A 17,496-nucleotide genomic window follows, 5' to 3' on the forward strand; every position below is an offset into this window, starting at 1 on the left:
CGGCCATTGTGGCTTCACTGCCAATCACTTAGCGGAAAGGCCAGCTTTCCGCGCCCGCGATCAGGTTTCCGAAAAGTAGCTTTGCAGGGTACGAACCTCAAGGTCCCCGCCCAGATAGGCGCGGATGCCCTGCGCGGCCGCCACGGCCCCGGAAAGAGTGGTGTAATACGGCACTTTATGCAAGAGGGCCGCGCGCCGCAGCGAACGGCTGTCGGCCAGCGCCTGCGGGCCTTCGGTGGTGTTGAAGACGAGCTGGACATCGCCATTGGTGATGGCATCGACGATGTGCGGCCGTCCTTCCAGCACCTTGTTTACCTTCTCGGCCGGGATGCCCTCGTCGGTGAGGAAGCGTGCCGTGCCTGAGGTCGCCAGCACCTTGAAGCCGAGCGAATGCAGTTCGCGCACGGCGTCCGCGATGCGCGTCTTGTCGCTCTCGCGCACCGAGACGAACACCGTGCCCTTGCGCGGCACCCGCGTGCCGCCGCCGAGCTGGCTCTTGGCAAAGGCGACCTCGAAATTGCGGTCGATGCCCATGACCTCGCCGGTCGAGCGCATCTCCGGGCCGAGCACAGTGTCGACGCCGGGGAAGCGCGCGAACGGAAACACCGATTCCTTGACGCCGACGTGCTTGAACTCGCCCTTCTTCAATTTGAAGTCGGCGAGCTTCTCGCCGGCCATGATGCGCGCGGCGATCTTCGCGACCGGCGTGCCGATCACCTTGGCGACGAAGGGCACCGTGCGCGAGGCGCGCGGATTGACTTCGAGCACATAGATCTCGCCGTCCTTGATGGCGTATTGCACGTTCATCAGACCGACGACGTCGAGGCCGAGCGCGAGCTCGCGGGTCTGCCGCTCCAGCTCGTCGATCATCTCCGCGTCGAGCGAGTGCGGTGGCAGTGAGCAGGCGCTGTCGCCGGAATGGATGCCGGCCTCCTCGATGTGCTCCATGATACCGACGATGAAGACGTCCCTGCCGTCGCAGAGGCAGTCGACGTCGACCTCCGTGGCGTCGGACAAATAGCGATCGAACAGCAGCGGATTCTTGCCGAGCACGGTGTTGATCTGCCCGGTCTTGTCGTTCGGGTAGCGCGCCTTGACGTCGGCGGGCACCAGCTCCGGCAGCGTGCCGAGCAGATAATCGTTGAGCTGGTTCTCCTCGCGGATGATCTGCATGGCGCGGCCGCCGAGCACGTAGGACGGGCGCACCACCAGCGGCAGACCGAGATCGGCGGAAACGAGCCGCGCCTGCTCGACCGAATAGGCGATGCCGTTCTTCGGCTGCTTCAGCCTGAGCTTGTCGAGCACGCGCTTGAAGCGGTCGCGGTCTTCGGCGAGATCGATGGCGTCGGGCGAGGTGCCGAGGATCGGCACTTCGGCAGCTTCCAGCGCACGCGCGAGCTTCAGCGGCGTCTGGCCGCCGAACTGCACGATCACCCCGTGCAGCGTGCCGTTGCTGCGCTCCTTCGCGATGATCTCCAGCACGTCCTCCGCGGTAAGCGGCTCGAAATAGAGCCGATCGGCGGTGTCGTAGTCGGTCGACACGGTCTCCGGGTTGCAGTTGACCATGATGGATTCGTAGCCTGCGTCATGCAGCGCGAAGCAGGCGTGACAGCAGCAATAGTCGAACTCGATGCCCTGGCCGATGCGGTTGGGCCCGCCGCCGAGGATGATGACCTTCTTCTTCTCGGACGGCGTGCTCTCGTCGGCCGCCGCGCCCGCAAACGGCGCCTCATAGGTCGAGTACATGTAGGCAGTGGGCGAAGCGAATTCGGCCGCGCAGGTGTCGATGCGCTTGTAGACGGGACGGACGCCGAGCGCGTGGCGCTTCGCCGTCACCTCGGCTTCCGTGGTCTGGGCGAGCACCGCGAGCCGCGCGTCGGAGAAACCCATGGCCTTGAGCGTGCGCATGCCGAAGGCATTGCCGGGCAGGCCGTTCTTGCGAACCTTCTCCTCCATGTCGACGATGCCGCGCATCTGGCCGAGGAACCAAGGATCGATCTTGCAGGACTTGAAGATCTCCTCGTCGGTCCAGCCGAGCCGCATCGCTTGCGCGACCTGGAGCAGCCGGTTCGGCGTCGGCGTGCCGAGCGCGGCGCGGATCGCGTTCTTGTCGTCGTCGCGGCCGAGGCCTTCGATCTCGATCTCGTCGAGGCCGGTCAGGCCGGTCTCGAGCCCGCGCAATGCCTTTTGCAGGCTTTCCTGGAAGGTCCGGCCGATCGCCATGACTTCGCCGACCGACTTCATCGACGTGGTCAGGGTGGTGGACGCGCCGGGGAATTTCTCGAACGCGAAGCGCGGCACCTTGGTGACGACGTAGTCGATCGTCGGCTCGAACGAGGCGGGCGTCGCGCCGCCGGTAATATCGTTGGCGATCTCGTCCAGCGTGTAGCCGACCGCGAGCTTGGCGGCGACCTTGGCGATCGGGAAGCCTGTCGCCTTCGAGGCCAGCGCGGATGAGCGAGACACGCGCGGGTTCATCTCGATCACGACCATGCGGCCGTCCTCGGGGTTGACGCCGAACTGCACGTTGGAGCCGCCGGTCTCGACGCCGATCTCGCGCAGAACCGCCAGCGAGGCGTCGCGCATGATCTGGTATTCCTTGTCGGTCAGCGTCAGCGCCGGCGCGACCGTGATGGAATCGCCGGTGTGCACGCCCATCGGATCGAGGTTCTCGATCGAGCAGACGATGATGCAATTGTCTTTCTTGTCGCGCACCACCTCCATCTCGTACTCTTTCCAGCCGAGCACGGATTCTTCGATTAGCACTTCGTTGGTTGGAGAGGCATCTAAGCCGCGCTCGATGATGTCGAGGAACTCTTCCTTGTTGTAGGCGATGCCGCCGCCGGTGCCGCCCATGGTGAAGGAGGGGCGGATGATCGCGGGCAGGCCGATCTCGGACAGCGCCATCATCGCCTGTCCGAGCGCATATTCCTGATAGCGCTTGCGGCGGTCGCTTTCGCCGAGAGTCCATTGCCGGTCGAGCTCTTCGAGCGCGGCACCCGACAGCTTCTCGCGTTCGGCGAGGTATTTGTCGCGGAACGACTTCTTCAATTCGGATGCGTTCGCGAGCCGCGACTTCGGCGTCTGCAGCCCGATCTTCTCCATGGCGTTGCGGAACAGCTGGCGGTCCTCGGCCTTGTCGATCGCATCCGCGGTGGCGCCGATCATCTCGACATCGAACTTCTCCAGGGTGCCCTGCCGGCGCAGCGACAGCGCGCAGTTCAGCGCGGTCTGGCCGCCCATGGTCGGCAGCAGCGCGAAGCCGCCGGGAATGACGTGACGTTCCTTCTCGATGATCTTGGCGACGATCTCGGGGGTGATCGGCTCGATGTAGGTCGCATCGGCCAATTCCGGGTCGGTCATGATGGTGGCCGGGTTGGAATTGACGAGGACGATGCGATAGCCCTCTTCCTTCAGCGTCTTCACCGCTTGCGTGCCCGAATAATCGAACTCGCAGGCCTGGCCGATCACGATGGGACCGGCGCCGATGATCAGGATGGTGGTGATGTCTGTACGTTTGGGCATCAACTCTCGCCGAACTGGAATTTAGGCACAAAAAAAGGGCGCGCTTGCCGCGCGTCCCCTTGTGTCAAAGCGCGATCAGCAAAAGTGGCCACCGGTTTTGCGTCCGATCGCGCTTCTACTCTTTGAAGAAGCGCATGATCTCAACGCCAAACCGCCTACACTTTGGCGGATCATGCGCGCGCGCGGGGTCGTCCCTCGCGCGCGGGTGGGTCTTAGACCAGTTTTCCGAGCGGCGAAACCCCGAAAAACGCCCATCAACCGGCAATTTTGACGGGTTTTGGCCGTGCCTGCCAGCCGCGGGCGAGGTGCACCAGAAGCGAGGCCGTAACGCTCGATCCGCCGATCCAACCGAGGTCGGTTGCCGTGAGGGTGGCGAGCACCGCGCCGCCGAGCGCCCCGCCGATGGCGAAGCCGAGATACATCGCGGAGGCATTGAGCGAGAGCGCGATCATCGACGCCTGCGGCTCGATCCGGATGATGCTGGCGATCTGCGCTGGATAAAACGCCCAGCCGGAGAGGCCCCAGAGGAAGATCGCGCCCAGCACCGCGTAATGCGCCTGGCCCGGCATCAGCTTCAGGACCACCGAGTGCAGGATCAGCGCGCTCGCCATGCCGGCGAGGCCAAGAGCTGCCGTCGCGAGCGTGCCGAGCCGGTCGGCGAGGATGCCGCCGAGCATGTTCCCGATCGCGGCGGCGCCGCCGAACACCAGCAGCGCGAGGCTGATCTGCGAGGCATCGAAGCCGAGGCCGTGCAGCGGGACCGCGAAATAGGTGAATACGGTGAATCCGCCGAGCGCCCAGAGAATGGTGATCAATAGCGCGATCACGACGTTGCTGTGACGTGCGACCGCCAGCCGTTCGGCGAGCGAGGCCGTGTTGCGTGGCAGGCCGCGGGGCAGGCCGAGCAGGAGGCCCGCGAGCGCGACGGCGCCGATCAGCGCGACCATGGCGAAGGTCGCGCGCCAGCCGAGCAGGCTGCCGACGAGATTGCCGAGGGGAACGCCAATGACCGTGGCCACCGTGAGGCCCGAGGTCACCAGCGCTACCGCGCGGCCGCGCCTCGCGGGGGAGGCGACGGCCACCGACACGGCGAGCGCCGTCGGCATGCACAAGCCCGAACCCAGTGCCATCAGCATCCGCGAGGCCAGCAGCAGGGCATAGTTGGTCGCCACCATGGCCGCGAGATTGCCGGCGATGAAGGTGGTCAGCGCCAAGGCCAGCACGGTGCGCCGGTCGATATTGTTCAGCGCTACGGCCAGGATCGGCGAGCCCACGGCATAGCTGAGGGCATAGGCGGTGACGAGCTGGCCGGCGGCCGAGACGGAAATCGAGAGATCGGTCGCGATCGCCGGCAAAAGACCAGCAATGACAAAGCCTTCGGTGCCGATCGCGAAGGCCCCGAGGGCCAGCCAGAATACGCTCATTGAGGTCGGTCCATATGTTCAATGCTTATTGAACTATCGAACGCAACGGCTTTGGTGTCAATTGGTTCAAGAAGTATTGAACATTGAGGCCGCTTTGCTATGATTCGCAGATCATGAGCCGCACGCCCCTCCATCCCACCCGCGAGCAGATCGAGCTGCCGATGGTTCTGGATTGCCTGAGCGATCCGATCCGACTGGCGATCGTCTACCAGCTCGCGCGGCAGGAACGTGTCAGCAGTGAACTCTGCTGCGGCGACTTCTCCGCGCTCGCCGGCAAATCCAACCTCGCCTATCACTTCGCCAAGCTGCGCGAATGCGGCCTGATGCTGACGCGCATCGCCGGCACCAACCGCTTCATGCGGCTGCGCCGCGAGGACCTGGATGCACGCTTTCCGGGCCTGCTCGATGCCGTGATCAGCTCGGCGGCCAAGGATGCGGACCGGCTTCAGCTGCTTCCGGAATGCGATGTGGTCGAGGCGGATTGAAGCTGAGAGGGTGGTGCGGTCTTCGCTTGTGCTTCGCTCCAGCTACGCGACAAGCTGCGCCACGCGTAGCCCGGAAGGGCGAAGCGTGGAGACCCGGCCTGGATTTGAACCAGGATGAAGAGCGTTGCACCGCCCTCGCGTAGACGCTTCCGCCACCGGGCCGTCAGGATCATGCCTGATCGGGGTTCAGCAAGCCACCTCAGCTAATTGTTATGCTTAACGAACCATGGGCGGTCGCGCGATGAAGGTCATGCGCCAGCGATTGTGGCCGATATTGCCGTGGGCGCGCTGGACCGCGAAGCCCGCCGCTTTCAGCTTGGCGGTGATCTCGTCCTCGCTGTAGCGCTGGAGTCCGATGCGCGAGCGCAAGTGACGATAATCGGACAGCGCGGTGCTGATCAGCCCGATCAACGCGTCCTTGAGAAAGCCGTGCCGCAGGCCGAAGCCGAGCAGCGCCATCACGTCGCGGCCCATGCCCACATTGGGCTGCAAGATATCGCCGAGTACCAGCTTGCCGGAGGGCTTCAGGATGCGGCGGATGTTGAGCAGCGCGGCGTCGAGCTCCTCCGGTGTCATGTATTGCGCGACCGAGTTCATCACCGCGAGGTCGATCGACTGGTCCTGCATCTTGCGCACGTCGTCGAGCGAACGGACGCGGATTTTCGTGTTCGGGGCGAAGCGCGCGATCAGCCGGCCGCGCACGCCGGGGGCCGGCTCGGCCAGGATCAGCTTGCCGCAGGCCGATGCCACCAGGCCCGCCGACAGCGCCTCGCCGCAGGCATAGTCCAGCACCACCGCGTCCGGCGAAGGGATGTAACCGATGATGTCCCGCGCGATGATCTGGAAATGCAAGTCGCGATGCAGCTTGCTGACATAGATCGTATGCGTCGAGTCGTAATAATCGATCCAATCGTCCATGATATCCGAGGGTCCCGGCCGAGTAGTTCCTGGGAAGGAACCGGCGCTGCCCGCCTTGCGTTAGGGGTGCGACGGCGCGCCGTCAATGTCCGCGTCCTAACAGGAAGGTTCATCGTGAGCAAAGCCCCCAGCAAGGTCTCGCCCGACCTCGACACGCCCACCGATCTGTCACCCCAGGCAGTCAACAAGGTTTCGGAGGCGCTCAACGTGCTTCTGGCCGACGCGTTCGCGCTGTATCTGAAGACCAAGAATTTCCACTGGCACATCAGCGGCCGGCATTTCCGCGACTACCACCTGCTGCTCGACGAGCAGTCCGAACAGATCTTCGCCACCACCGACCAGCTTGCCGAGCGCGTCCGCAAGATCGGCGGCACCACGCTGAAATCGATCGGCCAGGTCGCAAAGCTCCAGACCATCAAGGACAACAACGACGACTACGTCCCGCCGCGCGAGATGCTGCGCGAATTGATGCAGGACAACAAGCATGTCGCGGCTGCCATGCGGAAGGCTCACGAGGTCTGCGACGAGGCTGGCGATGTCGCCAGCGCCAGCATCCTTGAAGTCTTCATCGACGAGACCGAGCGGCGGACCTGGTTCCTGTTCGAAGCCACGCGGCAGGAAGGCGGCAACGAGGCGTAGGGGAATTGCGTAAGGGGGTTAGCCGAAGGCGCAACCCACCGCTTGTCTATCCACGGGAGGAGAAGAGGTGGGTTACGCCTCGCTAACCCACCCGACGGCGTCGCCCTTGCAGCTATCGCCACAATCGCATCAAAGCGCCATCCTTGCCTGTCACCGGATCGGCCGGTGGCAGCGCCACTTTCGGAATCGTCTTCAGCGCGTTGGCGTGGTTCTCCGGTGTTGGCCGTGTGATCTCCATCTTGGCACCCGGCGGGTAAGCACCGATCACGCAGAAATCGTCACTCGCCTTGATACATTGATGCCCGGTGCCGGCGGGCAGGATCGCGACATCGCCGGCCTTGATCTCCAGCTCCTGGCCGTGGTCGCCGCCGAAGCGGACCCGCGCATGGCCGCGCGCGACGCCGAGCACCTCATGCACGGTCGAATGATAGTGGAGATAATCGTAGACGCCATTGCGCCACGTGCCGCCCCAGTCATTCGCCTCGAACAGGTTTTCGATTGTCTCTTCCGGATGCTCGGGATCGAGCTTCACGGCGCCCTGGTAGACGAGGAAGGGAAGAATGTTGTTCGGCACGAGCCCGTCATCCTCGAACACGATGGCGAGCGGCTCGGCATTGTTGCGGACGACGGACATCGCTGGGACTCCTGCGTGAGCGTAGCAGGGGTCAACTGGCATTGCCCGTAGTACGTTCCTCTCGTGTCCCGGACGCGATGCAGCGAAGCGCGTTCACGCGCTCTTCGACGCGCTATCGCACTGCGCCCGGAGCACGAGAGCCGGAGCGCGCCTTACGCGCTCTTCTTCTGCCGCATCAGATCGGCAAAGCGCTGGAACAGATAGTGCGAGTCGCGCGGACCGGGCGAGGCCTCGGGGTGGTACTGCACCGAGAACACCGGCTTGCCGTCGAGCTGGATGCCGCAATTGGATCCGTCGAACAGCGAGATATGGGTCTGCGTCGCGCCCTTCGGCAGCGTCGTCTCGTCCACGGCAAAGCCGTGGTTCATCGAGGTGATCTCGACCTTGCCGGTGGTCTCGTCCTTCACGGGATGATTGGCGCCGTGATGGCCCTGATGCATCTTCTTAGTTCTAGCCCCGACCGCGAGGCCCAGCATCTGGTGACCGAGGCAGATGCCGAAGGTCGGCGTGCCCGACTTGATGACGTCCTGGATCACGGGCACGGCGTATTTGCCGGTCGCGGCCGGATCGCCCGGACCGTTCGACAGGAACACGCCGTCCGGCTTCATCGCCAGGATGTCTTCCGACGAGGTTGTCGCCGGCACCACCGTCACCTTGCAGCCGACGCCGGCAAGCAGGCGCAGGATGTTGCGCTTGATGCCGTAGTCGATGGCGACGACGTTGAACTCCGGCTTGTCCTGGCGGCCAAAGCCCTTGCCCCAGGCCCACGGCGTCTCGTCCCAGGTGAAGCGCTGGCCGCTCGTGACCATCGGCACGAGGTCCATGCCCTCGAGGCCCGGCCATTCGCGCGCTTCTTCCTTGAGGCCGTGCAGGTCGAATTCGCCGCTCCTGGAATGCGCGATCACGGCATTGGGCATGCCCTTGCTGCGGATCAGCGCGGTTAGCGCGCGGGTGTCGATGCCGGAGAGGCCGATGATGCCGCGCGCCTTGAGCCAGGCGTCGAGATGCTTGGTGGCGCGGTAATTCGAGGGATCGGTGATCGCGGTGCGCAGGATCACGCCGCGCGCGCCGGGCGTCGCCGCCATGTTCACCGTCTCGATGTCTTCTTCGTTGGTACCGACATTGCCGATATGCGGGAAGGTGAAGGTGATGAGCTGGCCGGCATAGGAGGGATCGGTGAGGATCTCCTCATAGCCGGTCATCGCGGTGTTGAAGCAGACTTCACCGACGGCGTGGCCTTCAGCGCCGAGACCGAAGCCTTCGAGCACCGTGCCATCGGCGAGCACGAGGAGCGCGGTCGGTTTATGGTCCGGCCAGGCGGTATCGTTTTCATGTTGGGTCATGAGCCCGCTTCATAAGCCCCCCACGGGCGCCCGTCAAAGCGGACAAACGCCGATTCACATGCGTTTTTGCATATTTGACGGGCGGCTTCAGGCACTTAGGCAGGAACCAGCAACTTTGCGCCATTTCGGCCCCCGATCGGGAAACAAAGCACCGGCAGCCGGTCCAGTCTGGCCTCTTGGCCGCGAACGGCTTAGATCAGGCGCGACAGATTGAGAGGACCCCGGCCATGCTGCGCGACGACATCAACAATGCGGTCAAGGAGGCCATGAAGGCCAAGGACGAGCGCAAGCTGTCCACGCTGCGCATGGTCAACTCGACCATCAAGAACGCCGACATCGACGCGCGCGGGCAGGGCAAGCCGCCGCTGACCGATGCCGACCTGCTCGCGGTGCTGCAGAAGATGATCAAGCAGCGCCAGGAATCGGTCGAGCTCTACGACAAGGGCGGCCGCGCCGAGCTCGCCGCGCAGGAGCGCGAGGAGATCGCGGTGATCTCGGCGTATTTGCCGAAGCAGATGTCGGACGACGAGGTGAAGAAGGCGATCGCGGACGCCATTGGCGAAACCGGCGCGGCCGGCATGAAGGACATGGGCAAGGTGATCGCGCTGTTGCGCGCGAAATATGCGGGACAGATGGATTTCGGCAAGGCGTCCGGCTTGGTGAAGGCGGCGCTGTCGGGAGGCTGATGTTGGAGCTTGATGACCACGCGCGGCTGAAGGCGCTTCTTTCTTCTAGCAGAGAGTGGTTTTGGCACTGGCGTTCGCCGGCCGAGGTTCTTAAGGAGCTGGATCGTATTAACAGAACGATCCTATCAGACTATTCGCTCTTCAGTGGCGCGTTCGTCACTCATCGCGAGGCAAAGCAGTTGCGCGAGATCTGGGTGCTAGCGAAATGCGCGGTCCCGATGGACCTTCCAAGGATCAGGTTATGCCCGCGAGATCCGCCAGATGGATATATTGGTCGAGGGAACGAACAGATACCTGCCGAAATTCTGGAGCTTCTAGAGCCCGGACGAAAGCGAAACCTTGAATTTGGTCCACATGCTCCGAGCATTTCTATGGACCAGGTCGAAAATTGGATTCGTCGAGCACATGCTATTCCCGGCGCTCTAGCCCACGCAATCCAAAAGAAGAAGGCCAAGTCATATCCTCAATCCACGGAGCTGTTTGTATATCTCAACATTGGGGAGTACGGGATTCGGCAGAAACAAACTGAAGGCGCAATTCGCTCTTTGCTCGCCCAACCGGTCGATCCCTTCGCCGCCATTCATGTGCGCTGGAAAGAGAAGGTATTCAGCGACAATGGCGCAACGTTCGTTGATCGGAATATCCTTGCTGATGAGAAAGATGACGACGCGTCTCTTTGGAGAATGACTATCGAGGATTCTGACGACTGATTGGAATCACAGGCCATGCTCACCGAAGCCGCAACCTACGACGAGCTCTACCGCAACTTCCGCTGGGACATCCCGGCGCGCTTCAACATGGCGGAGGCGTGCTGCGACCGCCATGCCGACGGCACCGGGCGCCTCGCGCTGGTCTATGTCGACGAGAACGGCGCGACCACGCGCACCTCGTTCGACGAGGTCGCCGAGATGTCGCGGCGCTTTGCCAACGTGCTGAAGGCCGACGGCCTTGTGCGCGGCGACCGCGTCGCGGTGTTCCTGTCGCAGTCGCTGGAATTGCCGATCGCGCATGTAGCGGCATTCCGCGCCGGTCTGATCTCGATCCCGCTGTTCGCGCTGTTCGGCGAGGACGCACTGGAATTCCGCTTGTCCAACTCGCAGGCCAAAGCGATCGTCACCGACGAGGGCGGCTGGGAGAAGCTGGCAAAGATCCGCGATCGCCTGCCGGATCTGAAGCACGTTTATGTCGTCGGGGAGCGTGCGCCCTCGGGCACCAAATCGTTCTGGGATGCGCTGAAGGCCGCTTCGCCCGACTTCGCGCGGGTCGACACGTCGTGCGACGATCCCGCCCTGATCATCTACACTTCAGGTACCACGGGCAATCCGAAGGGCGCGCTGCATGCGCATCGCGTCGTGCTTGGCCATCTGCCGAATGTCGAAATGTGCCACAACTTCTTGCCGAGGCCCGGCGATCTCATGTGGACGCCGGCGGACTGGGCCTGGATCGGCGGCCTCATCAACGGCCTGTTCGCATTCTGGTACCACGGCATTCCGCTGGTCGGACATCGCGCGCGAAAGTTCGAGCCGCAGGCGGCGATGCAGATGATGGCCGACCTCGGCGTGCGCAACGTCTTCCTGCCGCCGACGGCGCTCAAGCTGATGCGGCAGGCGGGCGTGAAGCATCCCGGCGTCAAGCTGCGCAGCATTTTCACCGGCGGTGAATCGCTCGGCGGTGAGCTGCTCGGCTGGGTGCGAGAGACCTTCGGCATCGACGCGCACGAAGTGTTCGGGCAGACCGAGTGCAATCTCGTGATCGGCAGCAACTCGAACCTGTTTCCGATCCGCCCTGGCGCGATGGGCAAGGCAACGCCGGGCTTCGACGTCCGCATCGTCAACGACAGGGGCGAGGAGCAGCCGCGCGGCCAGCGCGGCATCATCGGCGTGCGCCAGCCGTGCCCGTGCACGATGCTTGAATATTGGCGCAATCCGGAAGCGACGGCGAAGAAATATGCCGGCGAATTCCTGCTCACCGGCGATCTCGGCGTGCAGGATACGGACGGCTATTTCTGGTATGTCAGCCGCGAGGACGACGTCATCACCACCGCCGGCTACCGCGTCGGCCCCTCCGAGATCGAGCACACCTTGATGAAGCATCCGTCGGTGGCGATGGCGGCCGTGGTCGGCATTCCCGATCCGATCCGCACCGAGTCGATCAAGGCGTGGATCGTGCTGCGTCCGGGCTTTACCGGCAGCGATGCGCTCGCGCGCGAGATCCAGGACTTCGTCAAGGTGCAGCTTGCCGCCCATGAATATCCGCGCTTCGTGGAGTTCGCTGAGACCTTGCCGATGACGGCGACCGGCAAGGTGCTGCGGCGCGAGCTGCGGGAGAGGGGATGACGAGGATCAGTAACGGGGTACGCAGGCTCATCGATGGGCGGGTCCGCTCTTCACGCATGTTTGTTCGGAGGTACAATTGCGGCACCACCCTGCGGACAGTCCATAGGTATAGGCTCGAAAATCGTACGGACGAGAGGCATTTCACGCTGCGAGCATTGCTGCGTCATGGCAATCTTTGCGCTGCGGGGCATCACGTTGCGCGTCCGCGCGGCAGCACTAATATTGTGGTCCGCGCGCGACGAAAGATCGCGCCCGCAAACGAGGGAGGAAGCCGATGTCCATCTCGGGCAAGGTCGATCCGGTAGTGCGTGCCGTTGCGGCGACCGACATCGCCGAGGCGTTGGTGGAGGGGCTGCGGGACTTCCAGGCGCTGCCGCTCTACGGCCTCGCCTTCGGCGCGCTCTATGCCGCGGGCGGCATCGTCATCATGCTCTGCCTCACGGCCTTCGGCATGGTCTATCTGGTCTATCCCCTTGCCGCCGGCTTCGCGCTGATCGGGCCTTTCGTGGCGATCGGCCTTTATGAGGTCAGCCGCCGCCGCGAATGCGGCGAGCCGGTTTCGTTCGGTGCGATCTGGTCGGCGGTACGTTCGCGCAGCGAGATCGGCTGGATGGCCTTCGTCACGCTGTTCATGTTCGTGATCTGGATGTACCAGGTGAGGCTCCTGATCGCGCTGCTGCTCGGTCTGCACGCCTCGTTCTCCAGCCTCCAGGAGTTCATGACGGTGGTGCTGACGACGAACGAGGGCCTGCTGTTCCTCGCGATCGGCAACGCGGTCGGCGCCGCTCTGTCGCTGATTCTGTTCTCGCTGACGGTGGTGTCGTTTCCGCTGCTGCTCGACCGCGAGGTCGACTTCGTCACGGCGATGGTGACGAGCGTGCGCGCGGTGGTGACGAGCCCGCTGCCGATGATCGGATGGGCCGCCGTGATCGTGATGCTGCTGATCGTCTCGGCGCTGCCTTACTTTCTCGGTCTGGTCGTGACGCTGCCGGTGCTCGGGCATGCGACGTGGCATCTGTATCGGCGGCTGGTGGTGCCGGTGTGAGGTTGTCGCTGGTCCTTCGCCCCTCGGACAGTGCCGGGTGGACAAAGCGATGGTGGTGCCGGTGCCCGCCTGGTTGTCATCGGGCCGCGCCTTGCGCGGACCCGATGGCGCGCCCCGGAATGACCAAAACGACTACGGCGTCTTGATCCCCATCGCTTTCAGCGCATCGAGCATACGCTGCGGCGGGCCCATCTTCACCACCAGCGGCTTGCCGGTCTCGAGCAGGCTCTTCAGGCTCGACAGGATCGCGGGCCAGCCGGAGCGGCCGCCGGCGAGGATGTCGTCGCTGAGCGGCCGGTCGTGGCCCTCGCTCATGGTCAGGCGCACCGCGTCGCCGACCTGCTCGATGTCGTAGGTGACGAGCGTCGGCCCTAGCTTCTCGATCAGCTCGGGCCAGTTCACGTTGAACGTGACCGAGAGCTTTCGTGGCGGATCGTAGGCGAGAACCTCGCCGCTGATGTGCAGGGCTCCATCAGGCGTGCGCACGATGAACGCGCCGCCATGGCGCGGCTCCACCTCCACGCTATTGCCGAAGAAATAGAGCTTGCTGAACTCGGCCGAGGTCAGCGCTTCCCACACCTTCTCCGGCGTGGAGGCGATGTAGATGGTGTAGACCGTCAGCGGCTTGAATTGATCGAGGTTCATCTTGCGTCGAGTCCCTTGTTGAGGGCTGCGCGCGGAATGGCGAGCACCTGGCCTCGCTCCAGCAGGCTCTTGAGCTGCGACAGGATCGCCGGCCAGCCGTTGGAAACGGCGCCGAGATATTTGCCGCCCTCGATGAAGCCGTCATGCAGCACGGTCAAACGCACGACCTGGCCAAAGGGTTCGATGGTGAAGACGACGCGTGAGATCGGCTCACCGCGCAGCTCTTCGTATTTGTGGTGCTTGAAGCTGTAGGACAGGCGCCGCGGCGGATCGGCCTCCAGAATCTCACCGGAATCGGTGACCTCGCCGTCCAGCGAAAGCGCAAAGGGCGAGCCGACTTTCCAGTCCGACTTCACCTCGGCGCCGAACCAGTATTGCCGTGTGAACGCGCTCGACGTCAGTGCCTCCCAGAGTTTTTCCGGGGTGGTCTCGATATAGCTCACATAGACGAATTGCGGCTTACTCATCGCGCTTCTCCAACTGGCGTTTCAACTCGCTGAGCGCGGCGAGCTTGCCGCGCTCGAACTTCTTGATCCAGCGTTCGCCGATCTGATGGATCGGCACCGGATTGAGGTAGTGCAGCTTCTCCCGGCCATGCCTGATGGTCGTGACCAGGTTGGCCTCTTCGAGAATGACAAGATGTTTTGTGACGGCCTGCCGCGTCATCGCGAGGCCTTCGCAAAGTTCGTTGAGCGTTTGGCCGTTTTTGGCGTGAAGCCTGTCCAAGAGCGAGCGTCGTGACGCGTCGGCGAGCGCTTTGAAGACCTCATCCATGGCGGCGATAATAGGCAACCAAATGGTTGCATGTCAAGCGTGACGTCATTCCGGGACGCGAGAAGTGCGAACCCGGAATCTCGAGATTCCGGATAACGCTGCGCGGTTTCCGGAATGACGTGCAAAAGAACGTGTCTTTGGTCCGTGCAATTTGCCGTGCTAGCGTTGAAGCTCAGCCAGCACCGATTGGTTCCGGGAGGACTTTGATGTTCCGTTGCGTCCTGACTGCTGCCTGTCTGGTCCTTTTCGCCGGCAGCACCTTCGTCCATGCGCAGAAGCAGACCATCGGCGCGCCGCCGGAAGCCTCCAACATGAAGCTGGTCGGCACCAACGATCTCCAGGCGCGCAGCGCCTACCAGCCCACCATTCACCATCAGGGCGACCGCTGGATCGCCTATATCGGCCATCATGGCGGCACCGACGATGTGCCGTCTCCCGTCAATCCGATGACGGGGCAGGCGGAGCCGAACGGGACCTCGATCGTCGACGTCACCGATGCCGCGCATCCCAAATATCTGCGGCATCTGCCGGGGCAGGAAGGCAAATACGAATCCGGCGGCGCGCAGATGGTGCGGGTCTGCGACGGCAAATCGTTGCCGAAGGGCGATCCCAACGCGGTCTACATGCTGCGCACCTTCGGCAGCGAGGCGCATGAGATCTGGAACGTGGCCGATCCCGCCAATCCCGTGCTCATGACGCGCATTGGCGGTCTGAAGGACACGCACAAGAGCTGGTGGGAATGCGACACCGGCATCGCCTTTCTCGTCTCGGGCGCGCCGGACTGGCGCACGCGGCGGATGACGCAGGTCTATGATCTCGGCGATCCCGCGCATCCGCAGAAGATCCGGGATTTCGGCCTGCCGGGACAGGAGCCTGGCTCGACCGGCGCGGTGCCGACCGAATTGCACGGGCCGATCTCGACCGGGCCGAACGGCAATCGCGTCTATTTCGGCTACGGCACCAACAAGGCCGGCATCCTGCAGATCGTCGATCGCGAGAAGCTGTTGAACGGGCCGAAGGAGCCGACGGCGGACAATCTGCGCTACCCCGAGATCGCGCGGCTGCCGATGTCCGCCTTCAACGGCGCCCACACCACGTTCCCGATGCTCGACATGCCCGTCGCCGAGTTCGCCGAGGACAAGGACGGCAGGACTCGCGACATCGTCATGATCGTCGACGAGGCGATCCTCAACGAATGCGGCGAGGCGCGGCAGATGGTGTGGTTCGCCGACGTCACCACCGAGACGCGGCCGATGACGATCTCCAGTTACACCGTGCCGGAGGAGAGCGGGCGGTTCTGCCAGCGCGGTGGCCGGTTCGGCTCACATTCCTCGAACGAGAGCATGGCGCCGGTCTATTACAAGAAGATGGCCTTCATCGCCTTCTTCAATGCCGGCGTGCGCGCGCTCGACATCCGCGATCCCTATCATCCGAAGGAGGTCGGCTATTTCATCCCGTCGATCACGAGCGCGACCGACAAGCGCTGCATCCCGGTCGAGGGCGGCGAGCGCTGCAAGGTCGCAATCCAGACCAACAATGTCGAGACCGACGATCGCGGCTACATCTACATCGTCGATCGCGCCAATACCGGCCTGCATATCCTCGAACTGACAGGACCCGCGCGCGCCGTGGCCGGCCTGCCGAAGAACTGACGATGCGGCGCGGCGCAATCATGCTGATGGTCATGATCGCTCTCGGCGCGCCGTCGCGCGTGTGCGCAGATGGGACGGAACGCGTCGGGCAATGGCGGGAGATCACATGGCCGTTTCCCCGCGACGGCTGGCCCGCGGGCCGTGCGTTCCGCTGCACCGCGCGCGGCTGCAGTGGAGCCGAGCTCTACGTGCGTGCCAAGCGGGGTTTCTGCAATTGCGACAACGGCGTTGTCGATGACGACGAAGTCGACCGTGTCACCGACATCGATCTGGTCAGCCCGCGCTTTGCAGCTATCGCGGCAGGGGAGGAAGTCAGCGTTGCAGCGATGCCTGGCCGCGCGAGGCGGTATGATCTCGACATCTCCGACGGTGTTCATCACGCCGCGATCGGGGTCGCAGTCTCGCGCAGGTGCGATCTGCTCGTTGCAGTGGTGCAGGGGCCTGGAGAGGCGGCTGCGATGCAGCGCGCGGCGCTCGTGTTTCTGGAGACGGAGGAGATGAGGGGATGGATGACGGCGGCGCTGGATGGCCGGTGAGGTCTCCACCACCTCTGGTGTCATCACTCGCTTTCACGGCTGATGGCACCGGCAATTGAGAGGCCTCGGTGCCACGCAGTCACGTCTTCCCTCCCGGCCTGTCCCATGCATTAATATCCCCAAACCCTCCTCAGCCGAGTCCCGCCCATGATGTCCTTGCAAGCCTATCTCGCCTTCGTCGCCGCCTGCATTGCGCTGGCGCTGCTGCCGGGGCCGATCGTCACGCTCGTCATCGCCAACGGCCTGCGCCATGGCACGCGCGCGGCGCTGACCAATGTCGCGGGCGCGCAGGCGGGACTCGCGATCGTGATCGGCATCGTCGCGGTCGGCCTGACCTCGCTGATGGCGACCATGGGCTACTGGTTCGACTGGGTGCGCTTTGCCGGCGCGGCCTATCTGGTCTGGCTCGGCATCAAGCTGATCTGGACGCCGGTCGAGGGCGTCAATGTCGGCGAGCCGCCGGCGCCGCCGCGCGGCGGCTTCTTCCTGCAGGGCTTCCTGGTGCTGCTGTCGAACCCGAAAGTGCTGGTGTTCTTCGGCGCCTTCATCCCGCAGTTCATGGACATGAGCCAGCCGCACTTTCCGCAAGTCGCTTTGCTGGGCGCCACCTTCATGGTCACCGCGGTGATGACCGATGCGCTCTACGCCATCGCTGCCGGCCGCGCGCGAAAGTTCTTCTCGGCCCGCCGCACCCGGATGATGTCGCGCATCTCGGGCGGCTTCATGATCGGCGGCGGCATCTGGCTGGCGCTCACCCGGGCGAAGTGAGTCCGAAGCGCGATGAGATTGGGATCAATCCTCATCGCGCTTTCGGTTGTTGTTTGCGCATGATCTCCGCGCAAACGCGTTCCGCG

17 protein-coding genes and 1 tRNA gene are annotated in these 17,496 nt (G+C 63.9%); 9 read left to right on the plus strand and 9 right to left on the minus strand.

Annotated features, from left to right (window positions below):
* Window positions 1–60 precede the first annotated feature (60 nt).
* Window positions 61–3,525, minus strand: a complete 3,465-nt coding sequence (gene carB / locus ACVWY3_RS35815; RefSeq protein ID WP_456842655.1) for a carbamoyl-phosphate synthase large subunit — start codon at window positions 3,523–3,525, stop codon at window positions 61–63.
* 254 nt (window positions 3,526–3,779) lie between these two features.
* Window positions 3,780–4,949: an MFS transporter gene (locus ACVWY3_RS35820; protein WP_456842656.1), complete on the minus strand. Its 1,170-nt coding sequence runs from the start codon at window positions 4,947–4,949 to the stop codon at window positions 3,780–3,782.
* Between the two features lie 113 nt (window positions 4,950–5,062).
* On the opposite strand from ACVWY3_RS35820, the gene ACVWY3_RS35825 reads away from it, so the two are divergent.
* Complete coding sequence (locus ACVWY3_RS35825; RefSeq protein ID WP_456842657.1) at window positions 5,063–5,434, plus strand: ArsR/SmtB family transcription factor; 372 nt, start codon at window positions 5,063–5,065, stop codon at window positions 5,432–5,434.
* An 86-nt stretch (window positions 5,435–5,520) separates the two neighbouring features.
* Here ACVWY3_RS35825 and ACVWY3_RS35830 read toward each other — a convergent pair.
* Window positions 5,521–5,596, minus strand: a tRNA-OTHER gene (locus ACVWY3_RS35830).
* A gap of 54 nt (window positions 5,597–5,650) precedes the next feature.
* Window positions 5,651–6,352 (minus strand): class I SAM-dependent methyltransferase, encoded by a 702-nt coding sequence (locus ACVWY3_RS35835; RefSeq protein WP_456842658.1) that lies wholly within the window; start codon window positions 6,350–6,352, stop codon window positions 5,651–5,653.
* Window positions 6,353–6,466: 114 nt separating this feature from the next.
* Between ACVWY3_RS35835 and ACVWY3_RS35840 the strand changes: the two genes are divergently transcribed.
* Entirely contained in the window at window positions 6,467–6,991 is a 525-nt protein-coding gene (locus ACVWY3_RS35840) for a Dps family protein (RefSeq protein WP_456842659.1), read from the plus strand.
* 112 nt (window positions 6,992–7,103) lie between these two features.
* Here ACVWY3_RS35840 and ACVWY3_RS35845 read toward each other — a convergent pair whose 3' ends face one another.
* The gene (locus ACVWY3_RS35845) at window positions 7,104–7,625 is read right to left on the minus strand and encodes a cupin domain-containing protein (protein WP_456842660.1); all 522 of its coding nucleotides are present in this window, start codon (window positions 7,623–7,625) and stop codon (window positions 7,104–7,106) included.
* A gap of 152 nt (window positions 7,626–7,777) precedes the next feature.
* A complete protein-coding gene (gene carA, locus ACVWY3_RS35850) occupies window positions 7,778–8,968 on the minus strand; it encodes a glutamine-hydrolyzing carbamoyl-phosphate synthase small subunit (RefSeq protein WP_456842661.1) in 1,191 nt (396 codons plus the stop codon).
* Window positions 8,969–9,195: 227 nt separating this feature from the next.
* Here carA and ACVWY3_RS35855 point away from each other — a divergent pair, with 227 nt between their 5' ends.
* From ACVWY3_RS35855 to ACVWY3_RS35870, 4 genes are all read left to right on the plus strand, one after another.
* Complete coding sequence (locus ACVWY3_RS35855) at window positions 9,196–9,654, plus strand: GatB/YqeY domain-containing protein (RefSeq protein ID WP_456842662.1); 459 nt, start codon at window positions 9,196–9,198, stop codon at window positions 9,652–9,654.
* A complete protein-coding gene (locus ACVWY3_RS35860; RefSeq protein WP_456842663.1) occupies window positions 9,654–10,364 on the plus strand; it encodes a hypothetical protein in 711 nt (236 codons plus the stop codon). The genes ACVWY3_RS35855 and ACVWY3_RS35860 overlap by 1 nt, the downstream gene beginning before the upstream one ends.
* A 15-nt stretch (window positions 10,365–10,379) precedes the next feature.
* On the plus strand, window positions 10,380–11,990 hold the full coding sequence (locus tag ACVWY3_RS35865; RefSeq protein ID WP_456842664.1) for an acyl-CoA synthetase: 1,611 nt from the start codon (window positions 10,380–10,382) through the stop codon (window positions 11,988–11,990).
* A gap of 274 nt (window positions 11,991–12,264) precedes the next feature.
* Window positions 12,265–13,035 carry a DUF2189 domain-containing protein gene (locus ACVWY3_RS35870; protein WP_456842665.1) on the plus strand — a complete coding sequence of 257 codons (771 nt, stop codon included), beginning with the start codon at window positions 12,265–12,267 and terminating at the stop codon, window positions 13,033–13,035.
* A 132-nt stretch (window positions 13,036–13,167) separates the two neighbouring features.
* Here ACVWY3_RS35870 and ACVWY3_RS35875 read toward each other — a convergent pair whose 3' ends face one another.
* From ACVWY3_RS35875 to ACVWY3_RS35885, 3 genes are read right to left on the minus strand one after another with little or no spacing between them, the layout of a single operon-like run.
* On the minus strand, window positions 13,168–13,680 hold the full coding sequence (locus tag ACVWY3_RS35875) for an SRPBCC family protein (RefSeq protein WP_456842666.1): 513 nt from the start codon (window positions 13,678–13,680) through the stop codon (window positions 13,168–13,170).
* Window positions 13,677–14,147, minus strand: a complete 471-nt coding sequence (locus ACVWY3_RS35880; RefSeq protein ID WP_456842667.1) for an SRPBCC family protein — start codon at window positions 14,145–14,147, stop codon at window positions 13,677–13,679. Before ACVWY3_RS35880 ends, ACVWY3_RS35875 begins: the two co-directional genes overlap by 4 nt.
* Window positions 14,140–14,454, minus strand: coding sequence for an ArsR/SmtB family transcription factor (locus tag ACVWY3_RS35885; protein WP_456843536.1), 315 nt, complete (start codon window positions 14,452–14,454; stop codon window positions 14,140–14,142). The genes ACVWY3_RS35880 and ACVWY3_RS35885 overlap by 8 nt, the downstream gene beginning before the upstream one ends.
* Window positions 14,455–14,660: 206 nt before the next feature.
* On the opposite strand from ACVWY3_RS35885, the gene ACVWY3_RS35890 reads away from it, so the two are divergent.
* The 3 genes from ACVWY3_RS35890 (at window position 14,661) to ACVWY3_RS35900 (ending at window position 17,410) form a co-directional block, all read left to right on the plus strand.
* Entirely contained in the window at window positions 14,661–16,106 is a 1,446-nt protein-coding gene (locus ACVWY3_RS35890) for an LVIVD repeat-containing protein (RefSeq protein WP_456842668.1), read from the plus strand.
* A gap of 2 nt (window positions 16,107–16,108) precedes the next feature.
* Window positions 16,109–16,642: a hypothetical protein gene (locus ACVWY3_RS35895; RefSeq protein ID WP_456842669.1), complete on the plus strand. Its 534-nt coding sequence runs from the start codon at window positions 16,109–16,111 to the stop codon at window positions 16,640–16,642.
* Window positions 16,643–16,789: 147 nt separating this feature from the next.
* Entirely contained in the window at window positions 16,790–17,410 is a 621-nt protein-coding gene (locus ACVWY3_RS35900) for a LysE family translocator (protein WP_456842670.1), read from the plus strand.
* Window positions 17,411–17,496 lie beyond the last annotated feature (86 nt).

Source organism: Bradyrhizobium sp. USDA 4486 (genome assembly GCF_054057995.1).

Excerpts from the sequence above, each read along its gene's own strand:
- carB (WP_456842655.1), bottom strand. The coding sequence starts at position 3,525 with ATGCCCAAACGTACAGACATCACCACCATCCTGATCATCGGCGCCGGT.
- ACVWY3_RS35820 (WP_456842656.1), bottom strand. The coding sequence starts at position 4,949 with ATGAGCGTATTCTGGCTGGCCCTCGGGGCCTTCGCGATCGGCACCGAA.
- ACVWY3_RS35825 (WP_456842657.1), top strand. The coding sequence starts at position 5,063 with ATGAGCCGCACGCCCCTCCATCCCACCCGCGAGCAGATCGAGCTGCCG.
- ACVWY3_RS35835 (WP_456842658.1), bottom strand. The coding sequence starts at position 6,352 with ATGGACGATTGGATCGATTATTACGACTCGACGCATACGATCTATGTC.
- ACVWY3_RS35845 (WP_456842660.1), bottom strand. The coding sequence starts at position 7,625 with ATGTCCGTCGTCCGCAACAATGCCGAGCCGCTCGCCATCGTGTTCGAG.
- carA (WP_456842661.1), bottom strand. The coding sequence starts at position 8,968 with ATGACCCAACATGAAAACGATACCGCCTGGCCGGACCATAAACCGACC.
- ACVWY3_RS35855 (WP_456842662.1), top strand. The coding sequence starts at position 9,196 with ATGCTGCGCGACGACATCAACAATGCGGTCAAGGAGGCCATGAAGGCC.
- ACVWY3_RS35860 (WP_456842663.1), top strand. The coding sequence starts at position 9,654 with ATGTTGGAGCTTGATGACCACGCGCGGCTGAAGGCGCTTCTTTCTTCT.
- ACVWY3_RS35865 (WP_456842664.1), top strand. The coding sequence starts at position 10,380 with ATGCTCACCGAAGCCGCAACCTACGACGAGCTCTACCGCAACTTCCGC.
- ACVWY3_RS35870 (WP_456842665.1), top strand. The coding sequence starts at position 12,265 with ATGTCCATCTCGGGCAAGGTCGATCCGGTAGTGCGTGCCGTTGCGGCG.
- ACVWY3_RS35875 (WP_456842666.1), bottom strand. The coding sequence starts at position 13,680 with ATGAACCTCGATCAATTCAAGCCGCTGACGGTCTACACCATCTACATC.
- ACVWY3_RS35880 (WP_456842667.1), bottom strand. The coding sequence starts at position 14,147 with ATGAGTAAGCCGCAATTCGTCTATGTGAGCTATATCGAGACCACCCCG.
- ACVWY3_RS35885 (WP_456843536.1), bottom strand. The coding sequence starts at position 14,454 with ATGGATGAGGTCTTCAAAGCGCTCGCCGACGCGTCACGACGCTCGCTC.
- ACVWY3_RS35890 (WP_456842668.1), top strand. The coding sequence starts at position 14,661 with ATGTTCCGTTGCGTCCTGACTGCTGCCTGTCTGGTCCTTTTCGCCGGC.
- ACVWY3_RS35895 (WP_456842669.1), top strand. The coding sequence starts at position 16,109 with ATGCGGCGCGGCGCAATCATGCTGATGGTCATGATCGCTCTCGGCGCG.
- ACVWY3_RS35900 (WP_456842670.1), top strand. The coding sequence starts at position 16,790 with ATGATGTCCTTGCAAGCCTATCTCGCCTTCGTCGCCGCCTGCATTGCG.